Genomic DNA, 17,108 nt, shown 5'->3' with positions numbered 1-17,108 from the left:
TGACTACAATAATAGTCAGACCCCTTTTTTACATGTTCAGGAAAAAATAATTTCGATTATGAATAAATCCAACTCACGCGACCCCTCATTTATCCCCCTAAAAGAGCCCTCATTGAATAGTGAGACTTGGCGCGTGTTTCAAATTATGTCTGAATTTGTCAATGGCTTTGAGCAATTGTCACAAATAAAGCCTTCCGTCAGCATCTTTGGCTCAGCCCGCACCCCCAAAGATCACCCAGATTATCTCTTGGCAGAAGAAATTGCCCTACTCTTATCCAATGCGGGATTTTCAATTGTCAGTGGCGGTGGTCCCGGCATTATGGAGGCCGCCAACAAGGGCGGGCAGGCGGGCAAATCAGAAAGTATTGGCCTTAACATTGAGCTACCCCGCGAACAAACCCCCAACCCCTACCAGGATATTTCCTTATCATTTAAGCATTTTTTCTCCCGCAAGGTGATGTTTGTCAAATATGCAACCAGCAATTCTCGCTGAGATGAACAATTGAGTTGTAGTGGTACTTACCAAGCAGAAATAAAAAAACTTTTCGCAGTAACTTTAGCAAAATTAAAAAAATCGAATAAAAAGCTTGCATTTTGAGAAACAAGAGATCAAACTCTTGTTTTTCAATTGGTTGAATGACTTCATGTTAAAAAATATTTCCCTTTTATATGCTTGGTACTGTGAATTTTGGCCTCTTTAAGTCAGCAAAAAAAACATTTAAGTTTTTCTGCCCTGAAACAGGCCATCTCATTGCACTTTCATGCAATCAAAGATAGCCGAGTACAAGGAAAGTGTGATTACAGTCAACATGATGTGCTTATGAGTGCTTTTGCCTGCATGTATTTTCAAGATCCCTCTTTAAGTGAATTTCAGAAACAGATGGAAGAGGAACAGAATCAAAATAATTTACGCACTCTTTTTAATGTTGAAAAAATTCCTAAAAATAGTCAACTAAGAGACATTTTGGATCTCATACCCTCTAAAACATTTGCACCTGCATTTAAAGATTTATTTGAACGACTCAGACGACATAAGCATCTTGAAGAGTATGCCATATTACCCAACACATTGCTTTGTGTTATTGATGGCACGCAATATTATTCCTCTAAGCAAATCCATTGTGACTGTTGTCTTCATAAAGAACATAGAACGGGTGAAATAACCTACAGTCATGCTGTTTTACAAGGTGCCATTATGCACCCCGATAAAAAACAAGTGCTCCCTGTCATGCCTGAAGCAATACAAAATACGGATGGTACAAAAAACAGGATTGTGAAAGTAATGCAGCCAAACGTTTTATGCCAATCTAAAAAAAGCACATCCAAGACAAGGATTTATGATTTGTGGTGATGGTTTGATGTCACATCAACCTATGATAGAAGATATAATTGAAGAAATGATGCATTATTTATTGGTTGCCAAACCTGGTGATCACACATATTTATTTGAATGGCTTGAAGCATTTTCTGAACTCCCATCAATGGACTGGATTGACGAAAAAGGGCACCAACATCATTATCGATGGAAAAATAATGTCCCTTTACATGGCGAAAAAATGCCATTGAAGTTAACTTTTTGAATATACCCTCACCAATACCGCAGGGAAAATTATCTACCGAAATAGCTGGGTCACCGACATAAAGATCAGTGAACATAATATTCAAACAATGACCCAGGCGGGTCGATGTCGTTGGAAAATAGAAAACGAATGTTTCAACACATTAAAGAACCAAGGCTATCACATTGAGCATAATTATGGTCATGGGAAGAAGCACCTGAGCTTTAATATGTATCTGTTAACCTTGCTGGCTTTTTATTTCCATCAAATTTTTGAATTAACCGATGGGGCTTATCAAGCTTGTCGTAAAAAGTTTGGCTCTAAAAAATTAATGTGGGAAAAGTTCAGAGGGGTTATTACCTTTTTGTGATGGACTCCTGGGAACATTTAATGGATTTTTTATTGTACAGAGACGATTATGAGGAGATGAGACCTGTAAAAATAAGAAAATAAACCTATTTTAGGGAAAATGCGTCGATTAAACGCAGCATCTCCCGTGCCTGCTATTTAGAAAGAAAGAACAAAAAAAATTTTAAAAAGCATCAGGCAAACAAAAAATGCTGTTTTCAGCTTAATTCATAAGAATAAGTTACTTCACCGAGTTTTGCTGATATGCAACCGCATACGTTGTTATGCCCGGTGGTTTTGGTACACTAGACGAATTTGCAGAAATACTCACCTTGGTACAAACGGGTAAAACACGCAAAATTCCAATTATTTTAGTCGGCACTGAGTTCTGGTCCGGCTTATTGGACTGGTTTAAAAATCGCTGGTCAATGCCGGCACTATCAGTCAGGACGATTTATCGCTGATTCAGGTCATTGACGATCCACTGGCCATTGTCGATGCCATTTTTAACCATTACGAATACCGCTGCTTTGATATGTCGGCAGAAGAACATGAAATAATGCTGGACTTATAAACGCCTAAGCGTTTTAATCCGCGATGCAATAATTGATAATGAGGACTTTCAATGACTAAAAATACTTTTCTGTTGTTTATCAATGCGCTTTTGATGACATCACTCTTTACTTTCAGCAGTGCAGTTTTTGCTGCCGGAGAAGCTGATGCCAGCAATGAAGAAAAAAGCTTAAGCCGGATGATGACAAGGTCAACCCTCTGGAAAACGTTGATATTAATATCATTAAACGTGATGACAAAACCATTGAAACCCATAGCGTCAATGGTGTGGTCTATAAAGTCAAAGTCATTCCAAGTAGTGGCCCTGCTTATTTCTTCTATGATACCGATGGTGATGGCTCATTAGAAACACGTTCCAATCGTGAACTCAGTGAAACCACCGTGCAACAATGGAAAATATTTGAGTGGTAAATGGCTGTTTACACCTCACTGTCTCGCATCCAAATAGAGCAATTATTAGCACCCTATAAACTGGGTGAGATCAAGCACTATGAAGGTATTTCTGATGGCATTGAGAACACCAATTATCGAATAATTACCGACACCTCAAACTATATCCTCACCATATATGAGCACTTCAATGCAGAAGAAGTGCCCTTTTACCTACAGCTACTGGCCTTTCTTCGTAATCATGACATACCCGTGCCGGAACAGGTCAAAAAGAATCAAGCACTCGGCTTCTGGCAGGAAAAACCTGTCGCCGTCTTTAAGTGCCTTCCCGGTCAAAGTCTCATAAAACCTAAAGCCCATCATTGCCAGCAAATAGGCACGGCATTGGCGCAAATTCACCGTATTGGGCAAAATTTTCCAAGCACTCAACAAAATGCCTGGGGAGCAGGCTGGCTACAAAGCACCGGCAAAACCCTATTAAGTCAACTGGCTAAAGATGATGCCCGCCTACTGCAAGATGAACTACTTTTTCAGCAACAATATGTACTCAACACAGCACATCAATCTTTACCTCAGGGAATAATTCATGCTGATTTATTCCGTGACAATGCCCTTTTGAGCATCAGCAACTCAGCGGTATTTTAGACTTTTACACGGCCTGCAATGCCCCACTTATCTATGATTTAGCAATCACAATCAATGACTGGTGTCTTAAAGAAAACGATACCAGTGAAAACTATCTGGATTTTGCTAAATCTCAGGCACTGTTCACGGCTTATCAACAGCTCAGGCCTATCACGCCTGAAGAAAAACTTTGCTGGTCACCCATGCTCCGCGCCGCTGCACTTCGATTCTGGTTATCACGCCTAATTTACGCCCAATCCCACAAAGACGCGGAATTAACTCTGGATAAAGATCCTGATGTGTTAAAATGCCTATTAATACAACATCGTGAAAATATTAATTTTTGTCAGTCAATTTTAAGCACATGAAACAGCATTCAAATCAGTCCACTCAAGCTATGGAAAAACAGCCTTTTGCTATCCGGATCGCTGCTCATTTGCAACGTATTACCGTGTTCGCCGGTCAAAGCATCGCTTGGCTAACTTTACTCATGGTACTCACCACCTTTGCCATCGTGGTGCTACGCTATGGTTTTGAAATGGGCTGGATCGCCATGCAAGAATCGGTTATTTATATGTATGCACTGGTGTTTCTCATCGGCATTCCCTACACCCTCAAAGAAGATGGTCATGTCCGGGTGGACATTTTTTATTGTCACATGAAGCCACGCCGTAAAGCATGGGTTAATTTACTCGGTGCTGTTTTTCTACTCCTGCCCGTTACACTCTTCATTGCCTGGATCAGTTGGGATTATGTGGCTGCCTCTTGGTCAATGAAAGAGCAATCCGGCGAGGCCGGGGCTTGCCGGGGGTTTATCTACTCAAAGCCACTATTTTACTGATGACCCTATTGCTATTGATGCAAGGCCTTAGTCTCATCCTCGACAATTCAATGGCACTTTTCTCAAGCAATAAACATTTACGTCTTTCGAATCAAGCTCCAGCGGCTGACGACTGTCAGCAGGGTGATAGCATGAATTCCAGCATTTTATAATAGGAGCTATCATGGAAGTCATCATGCCACTATTGCTATTCATAGCAGTCTGCCTGGTATTATTAATCGGCTATCCTGTGGCGCTGTCACTGGCAGGTACAGCACTGGCATTTGCTGCCATTGGTCTGTTGATGCCGGATATATTTGACCCCATTTTTCTGCAAGCCTTGCCCAACCGAATTTATGGCATTATGACCAATCAAACCCTGATTGCCGTGCCATTATTTGTCTTTATGGGAGTCATGTTGGAGCGCTCTAAAGTCGCTGAGGATTTATTAGGCTCAATGGCGGATCTCTTTGGTAGTTTCCGGGGCGGTCTGGGCATTTCAGTCATTCTAGTGGGGATGTTATTGGCAGCCAGCACAGGTATTGTAGGTGCAACTGTCGTCACCATGGGCATGCTTTCTTTGCCCATTATGCTCAAACGCGGCTATCATCCCAGCATTGCCACCGGCACAATTTGCGCTGCCGGCACTTTGGGGCAAATTATTCCACCATCCATTATTTTAATTCTCTTAGGTGATGTCTTGTCTGCCGCTTATCAACAGGCACAATTGGACATGGGTATTTTTGCTCCTGAAACGCTCTCTGTGGGGGACTTATTTGTGGGTGCTTTAATCCCCGGACTGTTATTAGTCTTATGTTATATCCTGTATATTATCGCCGTTGGCATATTTCGCCGTGATCTGATCCCTGAGGTGACGATTGAGCCCAATAATGATGGTAGCTCCATCTTATTGCGCACCCTCAAAGCCCTACTGCCGCCCCTACTGCTTATTGTCGCCGTACTGGGCTCTATTTTAAGTGGCGCAGCAACCCCTACAGAAGCTGCGGCAGTCGGTGCCGTTGGGGCAATTATATTAGCTATAAGCAAAAAGCAGCTTTCCATCACAGTATTACGTGATGTGATTTATTCCACCACCAAAGTCACCAGCATGATCTTCTTTATTTTTATTGGCGCCGCCATTTTTTCATTGGTATTCAGAGGTTATGGTGGTGATGAATTAATTGAAGAATTTCTCTTAGGTATTGCAGAAAATGATAGTGATAGCTGGCTCGCAAGCATTCTGCCTGATGGGGTTTTTGGACCCATTTTAATCGTAATGCTGGTGATGTTTTTGCTCGGTTTTATTCTGGACTTTATTGAAATTACTTTTGTGGTGGTGCCTATTATTGCGCCCATATTACTGGCTATGGGCGTTGACCCAATATGGTTGGGCATTATGATTGCAATTAATTTACAAACCTCTTTTTAACCCCACCCTTTGGTTTTGCATTATTTTATTTGCGCGGAGTGGCGCCAAAAACAGTCAAGACAATGGATATTTATAAGGGTATTATTCCTTTTATAATTATTCAGCTTTTGATGCTGGTCGCCTTAGCCTATTGGCCTGAACTGGCAACCTGGCTTCCAAGTGAAGTATTCAAATCTTAGGCCGCAATAGGCAAGGCACTTACCACATCCATAGACTTTTTATCTTTACGCAAAAACGACCAAAAAATTGATTCAGGGTATTCGTGCGCTGCAATGAGTTAATCACCCGCTTACGCCGATAGCCCACTTGATCTAAAAAATATAATCAGCGCTTTATTCTCCGGCTCAATTTTTAGTCCTAGAATTAAGGCCGCCAAACCATGCTTGCGATCACCCTTGGTAAAACTGGCATAGGCAAGAGCACGCAATATATTGGTATCCTTGGGATTAATTTGATGTGCTTTTTCAATCAGAGTAATTTTTTCCTCAAGACCACCTAGCACTTCACATAAGCCTACTTGATTACCCATAAAGCTCCGCCATTTTTAGGAGCTTTCCATTCATAGGTGGCGTTTTCATCGCCACGCATAAAAACCTTGGCATCATGTCTTTTAAGTTAAAGCGTCTATTAAACCGATAACAAAATTCAGCAAGATACCGAGGTAAATGTTTTGAGTTAATGGAATGATAGCTTCCCTTCATAGAGTTTTTAATATTACCTATCATAGTGTTAACCCAGATAAACTCAATTTTATCAACACTTGCCGCACCACCACCCGTGACGATTGGAACATGCTTACAGTCAGCTTCTTTAACCGCAGGAAAACAATTTAACCCATCTGAGTAAACAGTACTTCCAGGTGTTAAATGAGTTTGTGCCCATCGTTTTATTTCACTGGATTTAAACCCTTTAAGCACATTTAAATTCATTGCAATCGGGTGTCCATCTTCATTAGTAGAAACGGCTGCAACGAACGGTGTTTTATTTTCTGAACCACGACCTCTGGAGCCGCCTCTGTGCTCACCACCCCAGTAGGCATCATCAATTTGAATGATGCCTGATAAAGGTTTACTGTCATCACGTTCTTTCATAACCTGCATGATCTTTTGTTTCATACTCCAGGCTGTATTGTAGCTTACCTTAAGCTGTCTCTTTAATTCTAATGCTGAAACCGCTGTCTTCAATTGAGTCATAAGATGAATCGCTAAAAACCACTTAGATAAAGGCAGTTTGGTACTATCAAATATTGTCCCACAGGTTGCTGATGTCTGATGATGACAATGGTGGCACTGATAAAGATGGCGATGTTCTAGAGTGCAATAAGTCTTATTGCCACACTCTGGGCAAACAAATCCATCAGGAAATTTCCATTTAAATAAGGCTTGTCGGCACTGTTTGTCAGTGCCATAATCATTAAAAAGCTCAAATAAACTATAACCTTCTTGAAACTGAATTTTATTTTTTGACATCATTCTACTCCACACATAATCTATACTTTAATTATAGTATAATTATAGTATAATTATCGAAATATGGCGGAGCTTTGTGGGTAATCAAGTAAGCCTAAATAAGCCAGACATTTTGCTGCCGCTGCTTTACTCTGCTTATGTTTATTCAGTGCTACCCGAAAGTAAAATACCCCTTTTGAAAAGTCTGAATTTTTTAATGCACTCACTCCTTGTGAGAATTCATTGACTAATCGAGTATTCGTTTCCAAAATTTATTTTCCTTAATGTTATAGTTTATCTCTTCTAATCACTCATGAGTCTAGCATAAATTTGTTAATTGCCAAATTTATTGAACAAGTCTGCAAACTGCTCTAAGATAGAATCCATGACTTATTTATCCCATATTATTATTTTATTATTTACTTTTTCTGCAATCGCGTCAGCCGATGGCGTATCCATAAACGATAGCCCTGCTAATGACAATAACAGAGAAATGACCGGACTGTATTCCTATATGGCTGATGCCGCAGGCTTTATCGAGTGCGGTCAAAAAAAGCGTTTCCCTGTGGCCATGGAAGCAGACAACATCACCTTAGAACGTGCCTATCTTGATAATATTTATATGCCTGGAAAATCATTATTAGTGACAATTAAAGGGCATTTCAGCCTGCGTAAAAAAATGGAAGGTGATGGTCAAGAAGAAGTTATTATCGTTACTCAATTCATATCACTGGCACAACAAGAACGCTGTCATGGCGAAGTGCCTCCTGCATCGCTAGCCAACACTTATTGGAAATTAGTTGAATTGAACGGCGAACGACTTGATAGGAATAAAAACTGGCTAGCAAGCCAACAAAGCGGTGCCAGCAAAGAGCTGCACTTTATTATCAAACAAGACAGCGCCAAACAAAATGTCATCACTGGTTTTTCCGCTTGCCATCAATTTTCCAGCATCGTGACTTATGACAATGTGGCATTGCAAATAAAACCCGTAACCAAGCCGATAGGCACCGACAAAACTGAATGCCAGGCAATGCTTCTAGAGCAAAACATACAGAATATGTTACACCGTACCGATACCTATCGAATCAAAGGTGAGCAATTAGAACTTTTAGCCGGCAACCATGTGGTCGGAAAATTTATTGCAATTTACTTTTAACTTACACACTGAGCAACAAGCCCAGCAAGGCCACTGCCTCACTAATTTCAACTATTGCGCCAAGCGTATCTCCCGTCATACCATGAATACGTTGTAACATCATAGCGCGTAAACCGTAAACAACCAGCGCCACTAAAAGTATTGATGCAAAGCCAGCAAAAATCAAGTAAGCAACAACGCTTGCCAATAGGCTCAGCCACAAATAATTTTCTTCCGGTAAAAAATCTAACAAAGCACTGCCCAGACCTGAGTCACGCACATAGGTCGTAGTCATAAATAAAACAATAATTAAGGCGCGTGACAGCATGGGCACAACAATTAAAAATGCTGCATAATCGGCTTCCAATAAAGCACTCAGAGCCGTCCACTTTAAGAGTAACAATAGCACAATCACCGCGACTGCAATGGGACCACAATAGGGATCTTTCATAATCGCAAGGGTGCGCTCTCTATCATTCAAACCACCAATCCAGGCATCTGCACTATCAGCCAGACCATCAAGATGTAAGCCCCCCGTCAGTAACACCCAGACAATCAACAATACCGCCGCCAATACATCAGAGGAAAAATCGGGTGACCAAAACAATATGCCTTGAGTCAACAAAAATAATATCAGGCCGATTAAAGCACCCACCAAGGGATAAAAAAGAATCGACTGTCCGATATCAGATTGTTTTACTTCACCCTTTATGGGAACAGGAATTCGGGTCAGAAAGCTTAAAGCAATATAAAATGTGTGTAAGTGTTTATCTATCATTGTTAACATTAAGCAAGCCTGCCATGGGATTTTAAAGTACTGATAATTTCACCATCATTATAATAAATATGAAAGATTGAACAACAAGCATAAGGTACTTCGATATTATGAATTGCCTGCACCGGCATATTTAACACCTCAGCTAAAATTATTTTTTGCACACCGCCATGAGCAATGAGCAAAACGGTTTTATCTTGATAAGATTTTATACTTTCTTGCCAACGGGCCACTACACGCTGTTGAAAATCAGCAACAGGTTCGCCATCTGGTGGCGTATAGTGCAATGGGTTTTGCCAAAAGCGTTTTAAATTGTCAGATGCCTCACATTCAACATCTTGCACGGAGCGCCCCTCCCACTGACCAAAATCAATTTCCTGAAAAGCATCAATGTGGTGCATTGTTATGTTGTGTTGCGTTGCGACAGACAAAGCAAATTCAGCACAGCGTTTTAAAGGAGACGTTAAAATGACATCAATAGTGTTTTCTATAGTGGCTATGGCATTGGCCATTTGTTGCCAACCTTTTTTTGTCAATACATCATCCGTGATGCCACGAAATATTTTTTTATCGGCATAGTTTGAGCCATCCGGTTCACCATGACGTAATACAATAATAGTGGATTTTTTGTACGACTGCTCATCAGGCACTGGATTTTTCACTCACAGAGGCACTGGCAAAGCTCGCCATTTCATTTTGCAGTAAACAAGCAGAACGAATCAAAGGATAAGCCAGAGCAGCGCCACTACCTTCACCTAAACGTAAGTCAAATTTCAATAGTGGTTTAGCATCAATAAGCGCTAACACTTTTTTATGACCCTGTTCTGCTGACTGATGACTAAAAATAAGCCAGGGACGACATTGAGGATTCAGGCGAATGGCAAACAAGGCCGCGACTGAGCAAATAAAACCATCAACCAAGGCAATAATACCTTGCTGAGCACAACGAATATAACTCGCAGTTAAGGCAGCAATTTCAAAGCCACCCAGGATTTGTAAAATATTTAATGCCGAATTCATTTCTGGCTGGTGCTTATGAATGGATTGTTCAATAATATCGATTTTATGTTCCAACCCGACAGAATCAAGCCCCGTCCCATAGCCTGCTAATTCTTTGACTTTAATATTTTCTAAGGCACAAACCAGTGCAGTAGCACTACTGGTATTGGCAATACCCATTTCACCGGCAATGAATAATTGTTTATTATTTTTCTTTATCTCATCCACACAATTTTTTGCGATCTCAAAAGCTTGCAATAATTGCCCTTCAGTCATCGCCGCTTGTGACAAGAAATTTTGTGTCCCTTTAGCAATCACCTTTGACTGAACGAGAGGTAAAGAAGGTAATTCTGTTACCAGGCCAAGATTAATGACCTGCAAGGGCAAATCAAACTGCTTGGCCAATACCGAGATCGCTGCACCGCCAGCAGAAAAGTTTTTCACCATCTCAGCTGTTACTGCTTGTGGAAAAGCGGAAACATTTTCTTGTGCAATGCCATGATCGGCTGCAAAAATAACAATTTGAGCCTGTTCCACTCTGGGCTCAGTACTTCCTTGCAAGGCTGAAATTGTAGTGGCAATCGTTTCCAAAACGCCTAAGGCACCTTGAGGTTTGGTTAGTTGCTGTTGTTTTTCGATGGCCTGAGCTAAAACAGTTTGATCCAATGGGGCAATACTTGCAGTCAACCAATCAGGCATTGGAACTTCCTGCTATTGGCGAATGGCTGTTTGACAATTTAGGCTGCTTCAAGCAATGTTCCAATCCTGCCACAACCAATGTTACTCGATCACTGAGCTGTGCTAACGTTTGATGCAAAAAACCTGCTTCATCAACAAAGCGGCGACTGAGTTCCCCCATGGGGACAACGCCCATTCCAGTTTCATTGCTGACTAAAATGATCTCGGCCTGTGTATGTTGTAATTGTTCAATAAAGTGTTTTTTTTGTAAGGCAAATTGCTCTGCATCACTATGACACAATAAATTCGTCAACCATAGCGTCAGACATTCAATGAGTAATACTGTATTGGCTTGATTATATTGCTGAATGATTTTACCCAGTTCAATAGGCTCTTCAATTAACTGCCAGTGATCGGGGCGACGTTGTTGATGATGCTTAATACGAGTACGCATTTCATCATCATAGGCTGTTGCTGTGGCGATATAAATGACTTTTTGCGGGGAATTATCAGTGATTCTTGCTTCCGCCAAACGGCTTTTTCCAGAGCGTGCGCCACCTAAAATGAGTTCTATCAAAAATTTCTCTTTATTGATGTATTAGTTGGGATATTGATTAATTAATGTCCATCCGTAAATAGGACTCTTTATATATAAAACCGTAGGGTGGGCATAGCTTTATCTGCCCACGCTGATTCAATATCTTGTATTTACACTTTCAGCGTGGGCACAAAAGGCGTGCCCACCCTACGGGCACAATTATCAAATAATTTAAGAGTAAACGGATGGACTCTAATTAACGCTTACGCTTCTTTTGCAATGACACAGCGATTACGCCCTTCACTCTTAGCCTGATACAGGGCTTTATCTGCTCTTGCTAAAGCCGTCTCCGAGGTATCATTTTCCATAAACAGGCTGATACCACAAGAGATAGTGACTTTGACCTTATCACCCCGGTAATGAAATTCTAATTTTTCAATCGCGTTACGAATTTTTTCGGCAATTTTAAAGCCTCCGCCCAGCGTTGTTTCAGGCATTAGGCCAACAAATTCTTCACCGCCAAATCGGGCAACAAAGTCGGTTTCACGCAGGTTTTTACGCAACAAGTCGGCCACTACTTTTAACACTTTGTCACCGGCCTGATGGCCATAGGTATCATTGACTTTTTTGAAGAAGTCGATATCCCAAATAATAATAATTAAAGTGGTATTATAACGTTTCCAGCGCACATATTCTTGATGCAGGCGTTCATCATAGGCCATACGATTGGGTAATTGTGTCAATTGATCCAACATGGCTTTGTTTTGTGACTCGATTACCTGCTGGCGTAGTTTACCACTTTCACTTTCCAGTTGTTTAAGCTGTTGAGAAAGTTGCTTGTTTTTTTCTTCAACACGATTAACCCGCTCATTTTCTTTTTCACGATGTAAGTCAATATGCGTGAGAATTTTATCCAAATGTGATTGTACTGCCTGTTCAACTTCACCAATATTATTAAAAGATGAAACAGAGTCACCAATACTTTTTACCTGCTCTTTCACCACATCACCCAGATCCAGACCATTTTGATAGGACTGTTTATATTCCACCAAGTTATTCTGTAGATACTGGTCAACTTCAGCTAAACGTCCTGTCAGGCTTTTCAAGAAACGTTCAAATTGTTTTTGCTCTTGTTGCACATTACTGCGCATCTTACTGATCAATGCTGCAATGGATTTAAGTGCTTTGGGGAGTTGCTCAGTGGAGACACCCTGAGCAAAATTTTCTTTTAGTTGCTCAGCATTTTCTTTAACTTCATCTTCCAAAGGTAAATATTCGATAAGACGAATGAGTAATTCATTATGCTCAACATTATTAATTGAGTTGTTATCAGGACAGTCCTTATTGGCAAATTCAACTAGGCCAGAATCATGCAGTATTTCCTGTAAATCACCCAATAATACATGAATTTCCTTGGTGGGTTTGACTTCAAAGACTTTATTTTTTAAGGTTTCTTTCACTTCCGCACTGATATCAAGCCCATCAATAATGGACTCAAGCACATTTTGCACTGTGGCAACCACACTACTCATTTGCTCTTGATTCAGAGAAATATTATCTTCGGAGTCAATAAAATCGTATTTGTCACTGCGCTCATCCTCTGAGCTATGCATGTTGCCGCTCTCTGCTGAAGGCTTCCTCGCTGTTTTTTTACTGGCAAACAAATTCTTTAAAAAGCTTTGTTTCGCACTGCTATTACCGGCATTTTTTTCACATTCTATGACTGATTGTTGGATGATTTCTGATAATAAATCCGTAAAACCCATTAATAACTCTTTTTTCTCCGGGGCTTTTTTTGCTTTAAGGCGTTTGATAAACTTACGAGACTTTTTCTCTGCCTTACCACTTAAGCTCATTTGCTCAATTATATTTATCAAAAACCCCGCGTCTCCCTTAGGCCCATCCTGAGACATATTGTCTAATTTAATAATTTCTTTTGAAACATCTTCTAAAATCGTTTCAATAACAAGGTTATCTTTGCCTTTGCGAATAGCGGTACGTAATTGCACTAAGCCGCCATCCAGATTTTTACTATTCCCTTCTGCCGCCAATGTCAGTCTTGAGATGGCCTGCTTAAATAAGTCTTCAAGCGTCTGCCACTTTTCCTCTCGGCGCTCAATATCATCCAGACTATCGTAGTATTTCTGCTTCCACTGTAAATTTTTATCTGCCATCGTCTGCTCTACTTAAAATAAGTTCTAATGTGGCACACATCAGTTCTGCTTAAAATTGCTTCTAAGGTTTCATCCCTCTTAACTATAATAAAAAAAACACCATAAAAAAAGGCAATGAGAGTTTAAAAAAATATCAAGTGTAAATTACAAAGTAAGTGACATAAGTCAATTTCTAGGCTAATATTCTAATAAATCTTATTTTAACAATAATCGGATTTTTCCTAATAATGCATACCTCATCGCCCTCACTACGTGATCTGCACCTACAAGATGCCTCCGAACAGCAGGCTGCTCAAGATTGGCTGGCTTGGGAAAATCATCAATTAAAGCCAGGTCATTACAAGGGTCGCTTACGTGAACTTCACCTAGACTCTTTAAGTATTGTCGAAGAGAATCAAAACCAAGCGGCACATAAGCATGGACTTATGGAGAAAAACTTATGCACAATCTCCTACATTCGCCCTAACACAGAAAAAAATCGTTTCTCTGAACATAGCATCGATGAAAATGAGTTATATTTTTTACCGAGCAATACTGAGTTTGATGTTCAGATAGAAGCCAATGTAGAAACAATCTATTTCCGCTTCGAACAATCACGAGTGCAAGAACGTGCATCAGTGTTATGCCCCAAATCCTGGGAAAAGCCACCTACTGATCTTATGCTCTTTAAAGCACCATTACAAAAACAACTCGATTGTTTTGTCCGACACTTGTTTTCTACCCAGTCCATATTGCTTGAAAAATATTCTGTTGATAACAAAAAATCCTTAGATCAAATCATTATGGATCAAGTATTGTTGACCTTAGACTTTGAAAACAATCCAGGTAAAAATGCAACAGGCCTGATCGCACGACGACGTGCTTTTCACGTGGTCGGTCGTGCGCGTGAGTATATTATAACGGCTCATAATAACCAGTTATGTCCAAGCATCATTGATATTTGCCATGAAATAAAAGTTAGCCAAAGAACCTTACAGTACAGCTTTAAAATATTATTGGGTCTCACACCAATCAATTACCTTAGAATTTTACGCCTTAACTGGGCACGCAGACAACTTAAACATCCTGTTAGCAATGACACAACTGTCACGGATATTGCTATGAGATGGGGCTTTTGGCACTTAGGAAAATTTTCCAATTGCTATATGACGATGTTTGGCGAACTACCGTCAACAACCCTGAAACAAGCTTATAGATAATATTTTGCGAATTTAGGATAGCGCAATGATTTAACAAACAATAGAATCCTCTTCATAATACTAAAAATCATAAAAAGGGATTATCTATGACGATGACATTGAAAAATATGCTAACGCCGAAAAAAACAATACTAAGCACTTATATACTAAGCACTTATATATTTAGTGCCTATATCTTGCTTTCGCTATCCAGTGTGGCCAGCGCCTCAATACAATACGACTCTGGCGCCCTAACGTTTACTACAACCGACCAAAGCATGTGGGCAACGGGTGATGCCTTTGTCAAATCAGAAAGCGCTTTTCTCGGTAGTGAATGGAGCAACAAAACAGCCACAATAGGAGGTATTGCCGGATCAAGAACGACCAGCACCATTAATACCAACCCGCTATGGTTTGCATGGAAAGCTTGTAAAGCAACAGTTAGTATAATCTGTGGTGATGAACCTTCCAAAGATCGAAAAACAATAACAACTGATACACGAACCGGCGCCCAATTAAAGGTTAATAGCTCGGGCAAAGTGGGGCTGGAATTTGGCTATACCATTAATAGTGGCTCAGTTGATGCTGAGGTTGAGTTTTCTGCTCTAGCAGAACTACCCGAGCAAGCCGTCCGTCAGGGTGACATTATCAACCTGAAAACCAAAAGTTCACTGGATGCAGGCTCAATTACGACCCAATCACCTGAAATTGAAGCCTATATCAGTGCTATTATGCAATTATCCGGTTCGGTCAATGCAACTGGGTGTTTAATTGCTTTTGGTTGCACCACAGGCACTACAGCTCTACCCACCGTCAATTTAGATCAGCGTATAATCTCTATTGATCCCAATAGTGTTAAAATTCTTGACGGAATTTTACCCGGCGATGCACCATTAGCAGAAGTCCCCTTGGCAAACCAATCTCTTACCCTTGAAGGAGGTGCAACAACCACACCTGTACCCATAGTTGGCTACGCTTTAACCAACTCCTATGGTGGTGTAATTACCACTAGCTTTCCTCCTGGTGTACCTCGGATCACAACCGATTTAGCAGAAATCGAGATTCAAGTCCCCAACATAGAAACCAACGGCACGCTCAATGGTGCTGGTGAAATAAAGTCTGGTGGACGAGATGATCTCTTATCACTACAACTCGATTTGGATGGTATGGCTACCGTAATGGCAGGCCTTCCTCCTACAGGACTTAATCTTGATTTAATTAATGTTGGCGGCATTAAAATTGGTGCATCCATTGATATTATTGATGTCGATGCAGGGCCGGTATTAGGGCTAACGCAAGACTTTGAAATATTTCCCACGCTCATGACCAAACTTGAATTCAGTGATTCAATATTAATTGATGGCATGATTGGCTTACAAGATAGTTGGACAGGCTTATGGTCTGATATGCCTGAGTTTTCCCTATTAGAAACCACTACATTCTCCCCGACTTACTGGATCGATGTTATTTTAAACAATGATTTTGGCCTGGATTTAGGGTTAGTTGGCACCCTTGATGTACTCAAACTAGAGGCAGCAGCAATAATCGCCGGTGCTGAAATATTTCAATTTGGCCCCCAGAGTCTTAATGGTTTACTCGGCTTAGGCAATGAGTTATTTTCAACAGACAAACTTAACTTTTCTATCGCTAAAGATCGCTTTACATTAAGTGGTTTTAATCAGATTGCAGGCAAACAATTCACCATTAGCATTAATGTACCTGAACCCGGTATGCTTGGAATTTTTGCTTTTGGCTTGATTGCTCTAGGCTTTACTAGACCTAAGACTAAACAATCAACAGACAAGGAGTCTCTCATTGCTTTCACCCAACGGCACTAAATACATTGCCAGCTTTCTTTTTCTTATAGCTTCCCTGCTCTCTCAGGGAGCCATTGCTGCCGATAAGTTGGGGCAGTTCGGCATTCGTGGTGCCGGCCTTATTTCATGCCAAATTTATGAAAATGAGCGTAAGGCCAAGGCGGATGTCTATTTAATGGCTGCCGCCTGGATTGATGGCTATATTACTGCAACCAATGAACATGTCGATGATACTTACGATATATTGTCATTTGAGACAACCGAGCTATTAACCGAGGTGCTTGATAAGCATTGTAAGAAAAACCCCAATGATGCCGTGATCACAGTCATAAGAGCCTTATTAGCAAAGCTTCGTGATGACCGCTTACAATTTTATTCTAAAAAAATAGAGATCAGTATTGGTGAACGGCAGGTTTCACTTTATATTGAAACCTTAAAGCGTATACAGCAGCACTTAAAATCTGCTGGCTTTTACAAGGGTAAAATAAACGGAAAATATGATCAGGAAATGCTCATAGCAATGCAAGCTTATCAACAATCCATTGCTTTCAAACCTACCGGATTTCCAGATCAAGCAACGCTCTGGCGATTATTGAGAACAGCCAAATAAGTCTGGTATT

At 40.6% G+C, this 17,108-nt stretch carries 17 protein-coding genes and 4 pseudogenes; 13 read left to right on the top strand and 8 right to left on the bottom strand.

Annotation, left to right across the window (positions count from 1 at the left end; genetic code table 11):
- Positions 1–58: 58 nt before the first annotated feature.
- The 5 genes and pseudogenes from JEU79_RS04130 to JEU79_RS04110 all read left to right on the top strand — a co-directional run.
- Positions 59–481 (top strand): annotated as a pseudogene (locus JEU79_RS04130) (LOG family protein); the annotation flags it as partial.
- A 207-nt stretch (positions 482–688) separates the two neighbouring features.
- The gene (locus JEU79_RS04125) at positions 689–1,351 is read left to right on the top strand and encodes a transposase family protein (protein ID WP_198263078.1); all 663 of its coding nucleotides are present in this window, start codon (positions 689–691) and stop codon (positions 1,349–1,351) included.
- Positions 1,338–1,580, top strand: a complete 243-nt coding sequence (locus JEU79_RS04120; RefSeq protein WP_198262510.1) for a hypothetical protein — start codon at positions 1,338–1,340, stop codon at positions 1,578–1,580. The genes JEU79_RS04125 and JEU79_RS04120 overlap by 14 nt, the downstream gene beginning before the upstream one ends.
- A gap of 88 nt (positions 1,581–1,668) precedes the next feature.
- Positions 1,669–1,929, top strand: coding sequence for a hypothetical protein (locus JEU79_RS04115; protein ID WP_198263077.1), 261 nt, complete (start codon positions 1,669–1,671; stop codon positions 1,927–1,929).
- A 241-nt stretch (positions 1,930–2,170) separates the two neighbouring features.
- Positions 2,171–2,481, top strand: a pseudogene (locus JEU79_RS04110) (LOG family protein); the annotation flags it as partial.
- Here the strand turns inward: JEU79_RS04110 and JEU79_RS04105 are convergent.
- Positions 2,421–2,735: a hypothetical protein gene (locus JEU79_RS04105; protein ID WP_198266123.1), complete on the bottom strand. Its 315-nt coding sequence runs from the start codon at positions 2,733–2,735 to the stop codon at positions 2,421–2,423. The pseudogene JEU79_RS04110 and the gene JEU79_RS04105 overlap by 61 nt on opposite strands.
- Here JEU79_RS04105 and JEU79_RS04100 point away from each other — a divergent pair.
- From JEU79_RS04100 to JEU79_RS04080, 4 genes and pseudogenes are all read left to right on the top strand, one after another.
- A complete protein-coding gene (locus tag JEU79_RS04100; protein WP_198265853.1) occupies positions 2,679–2,891 on the top strand; it encodes a DUF2782 domain-containing protein in 213 nt (70 codons plus the stop codon). The genes JEU79_RS04105 and JEU79_RS04100 overlap by 57 nt on opposite strands.
- Positions 2,892–3,862 (top strand): annotated as a pseudogene (locus JEU79_RS28310) (homoserine kinase).
- Positions 3,859–4,335 (top strand): TRAP transporter small permease subunit, encoded by a 477-nt coding sequence (locus JEU79_RS04085; RefSeq protein WP_343074935.1) that lies wholly within the window; start codon positions 3,859–3,861, stop codon positions 4,333–4,335. Before JEU79_RS28310 ends, JEU79_RS04085 begins: the two are co-directional and overlap by 4 nt.
- A 163-nt stretch (positions 4,336–4,498) precedes the next feature.
- Positions 4,499–5,922: pseudogene (locus JEU79_RS04080) on the top strand (TRAP transporter large permease).
- A 110-nt stretch (positions 5,923–6,032) separates the two neighbouring features.
- On the opposite strand, the gene JEU79_RS04075 reads toward JEU79_RS04080, so the two are convergent.
- Both JEU79_RS04075 and JEU79_RS04070 read right to left on the bottom strand, forming a co-directional pair.
- On the bottom strand, positions 6,033–6,272 hold the full coding sequence (locus JEU79_RS04075) for a tetratricopeptide repeat protein (protein ID WP_198263075.1): 240 nt from the start codon (positions 6,270–6,272) through the stop codon (positions 6,033–6,035).
- Positions 6,265–7,212 carry an IS1595 family transposase gene (locus JEU79_RS04070; RefSeq protein WP_198262526.1) on the bottom strand — a complete coding sequence of 316 codons (948 nt, stop codon included), beginning with the start codon at positions 7,210–7,212 and terminating at the stop codon, positions 6,265–6,267. Before JEU79_RS04070 ends, JEU79_RS04075 begins: the two co-directional genes overlap by 8 nt.
- A 328-nt stretch (positions 7,213–7,540) precedes the next feature.
- Between JEU79_RS04070 and JEU79_RS04065 the strand changes: the two genes are divergently transcribed.
- Entirely contained in the window at positions 7,541–8,350 is an 810-nt protein-coding gene (locus JEU79_RS04065) for an META domain-containing protein (RefSeq protein ID WP_198263074.1), read from the top strand.
- A gap of 1 nt (position 8,351) precedes the next feature.
- On the opposite strand, the gene JEU79_RS04060 is transcribed toward JEU79_RS04065, so the two are convergent.
- The 5 genes from JEU79_RS04060 to JEU79_RS04040 all read right to left on the bottom strand — a co-directional run bounded on the left by JEU79_RS04060 (position 8,352) and on the right by JEU79_RS04040 (position 13,493).
- The gene (locus JEU79_RS04060; protein WP_246539986.1) at positions 8,352–9,116 is read right to left on the bottom strand and encodes an adenosylcobinamide-GDP ribazoletransferase; all 765 of its coding nucleotides are present in this window, start codon (positions 9,114–9,116) and stop codon (positions 8,352–8,354) included.
- Positions 9,116–9,754, bottom strand: coding sequence for a histidine phosphatase family protein (locus JEU79_RS04055; RefSeq protein ID WP_214660488.1), 639 nt, complete (start codon positions 9,752–9,754; stop codon positions 9,116–9,118). The genes JEU79_RS04060 and JEU79_RS04055 overlap by 1 nt, the downstream gene beginning before the upstream one ends.
- Positions 9,747–10,802 (bottom strand): nicotinate-nucleotide--dimethylbenzimidazole phosphoribosyltransferase, encoded by a 1,056-nt coding sequence (cobT, locus tag JEU79_RS04050; RefSeq protein ID WP_198263072.1) that lies wholly within the window; start codon positions 10,800–10,802, stop codon positions 9,747–9,749. The genes JEU79_RS04055 and cobT overlap by 8 nt, the downstream gene beginning before the upstream one ends.
- Entirely contained in the window at positions 10,795–11,358 is a 564-nt protein-coding gene (cobU, locus tag JEU79_RS04045) for a bifunctional adenosylcobinamide kinase/adenosylcobinamide-phosphate guanylyltransferase (RefSeq protein ID WP_198263071.1), read from the bottom strand. Before cobU ends, cobT begins: the two co-directional genes overlap by 8 nt.
- Positions 11,359–11,582: 224 nt before the next feature.
- The gene (locus tag JEU79_RS04040) at positions 11,583–13,493 is read right to left on the bottom strand and encodes a GGDEF domain-containing protein (RefSeq protein WP_198263070.1); all 1,911 of its coding nucleotides are present in this window, start codon (positions 13,491–13,493) and stop codon (positions 11,583–11,585) included.
- A gap of 227 nt (positions 13,494–13,720) precedes the next feature.
- On the opposite strand from JEU79_RS04040, the gene JEU79_RS04035 reads away from it, so the two are divergent.
- From JEU79_RS04035 to JEU79_RS04025, 3 genes are all read left to right on the top strand, one after another.
- Positions 13,721–14,692 (top strand): helix-turn-helix domain-containing protein, encoded by a 972-nt coding sequence (locus tag JEU79_RS04035; protein WP_198263069.1) that lies wholly within the window; start codon positions 13,721–13,723, stop codon positions 14,690–14,692.
- Between the two features lie 257 nt (positions 14,693–14,949).
- Positions 14,950–16,509 (top strand): PEP-CTERM sorting domain-containing protein, encoded by a 1,560-nt coding sequence (locus tag JEU79_RS04030; RefSeq protein ID WP_214660487.1) that lies wholly within the window; start codon positions 14,950–14,952, stop codon positions 16,507–16,509.
- Positions 16,487–17,098: a peptidoglycan-binding domain-containing protein gene (locus tag JEU79_RS04025; RefSeq protein ID WP_198263067.1), complete on the top strand. Its 612-nt coding sequence runs from the start codon at positions 16,487–16,489 to the stop codon at positions 17,096–17,098. Before JEU79_RS04030 ends, JEU79_RS04025 begins: the two co-directional genes overlap by 23 nt.
- The last annotated feature ends 10 nt before the right edge of the window (positions 17,099–17,108 follow it).

The organism is sulfur-oxidizing endosymbiont of Gigantopelta aegis, assembly GCF_016097415.1.
Classification (GTDB): Bacteria; Pseudomonadota; Gammaproteobacteria; order GRL18; family GRL18; genus GRL18.
This window is presented reverse-complemented; position numbering and strand designations above follow the sequence as displayed.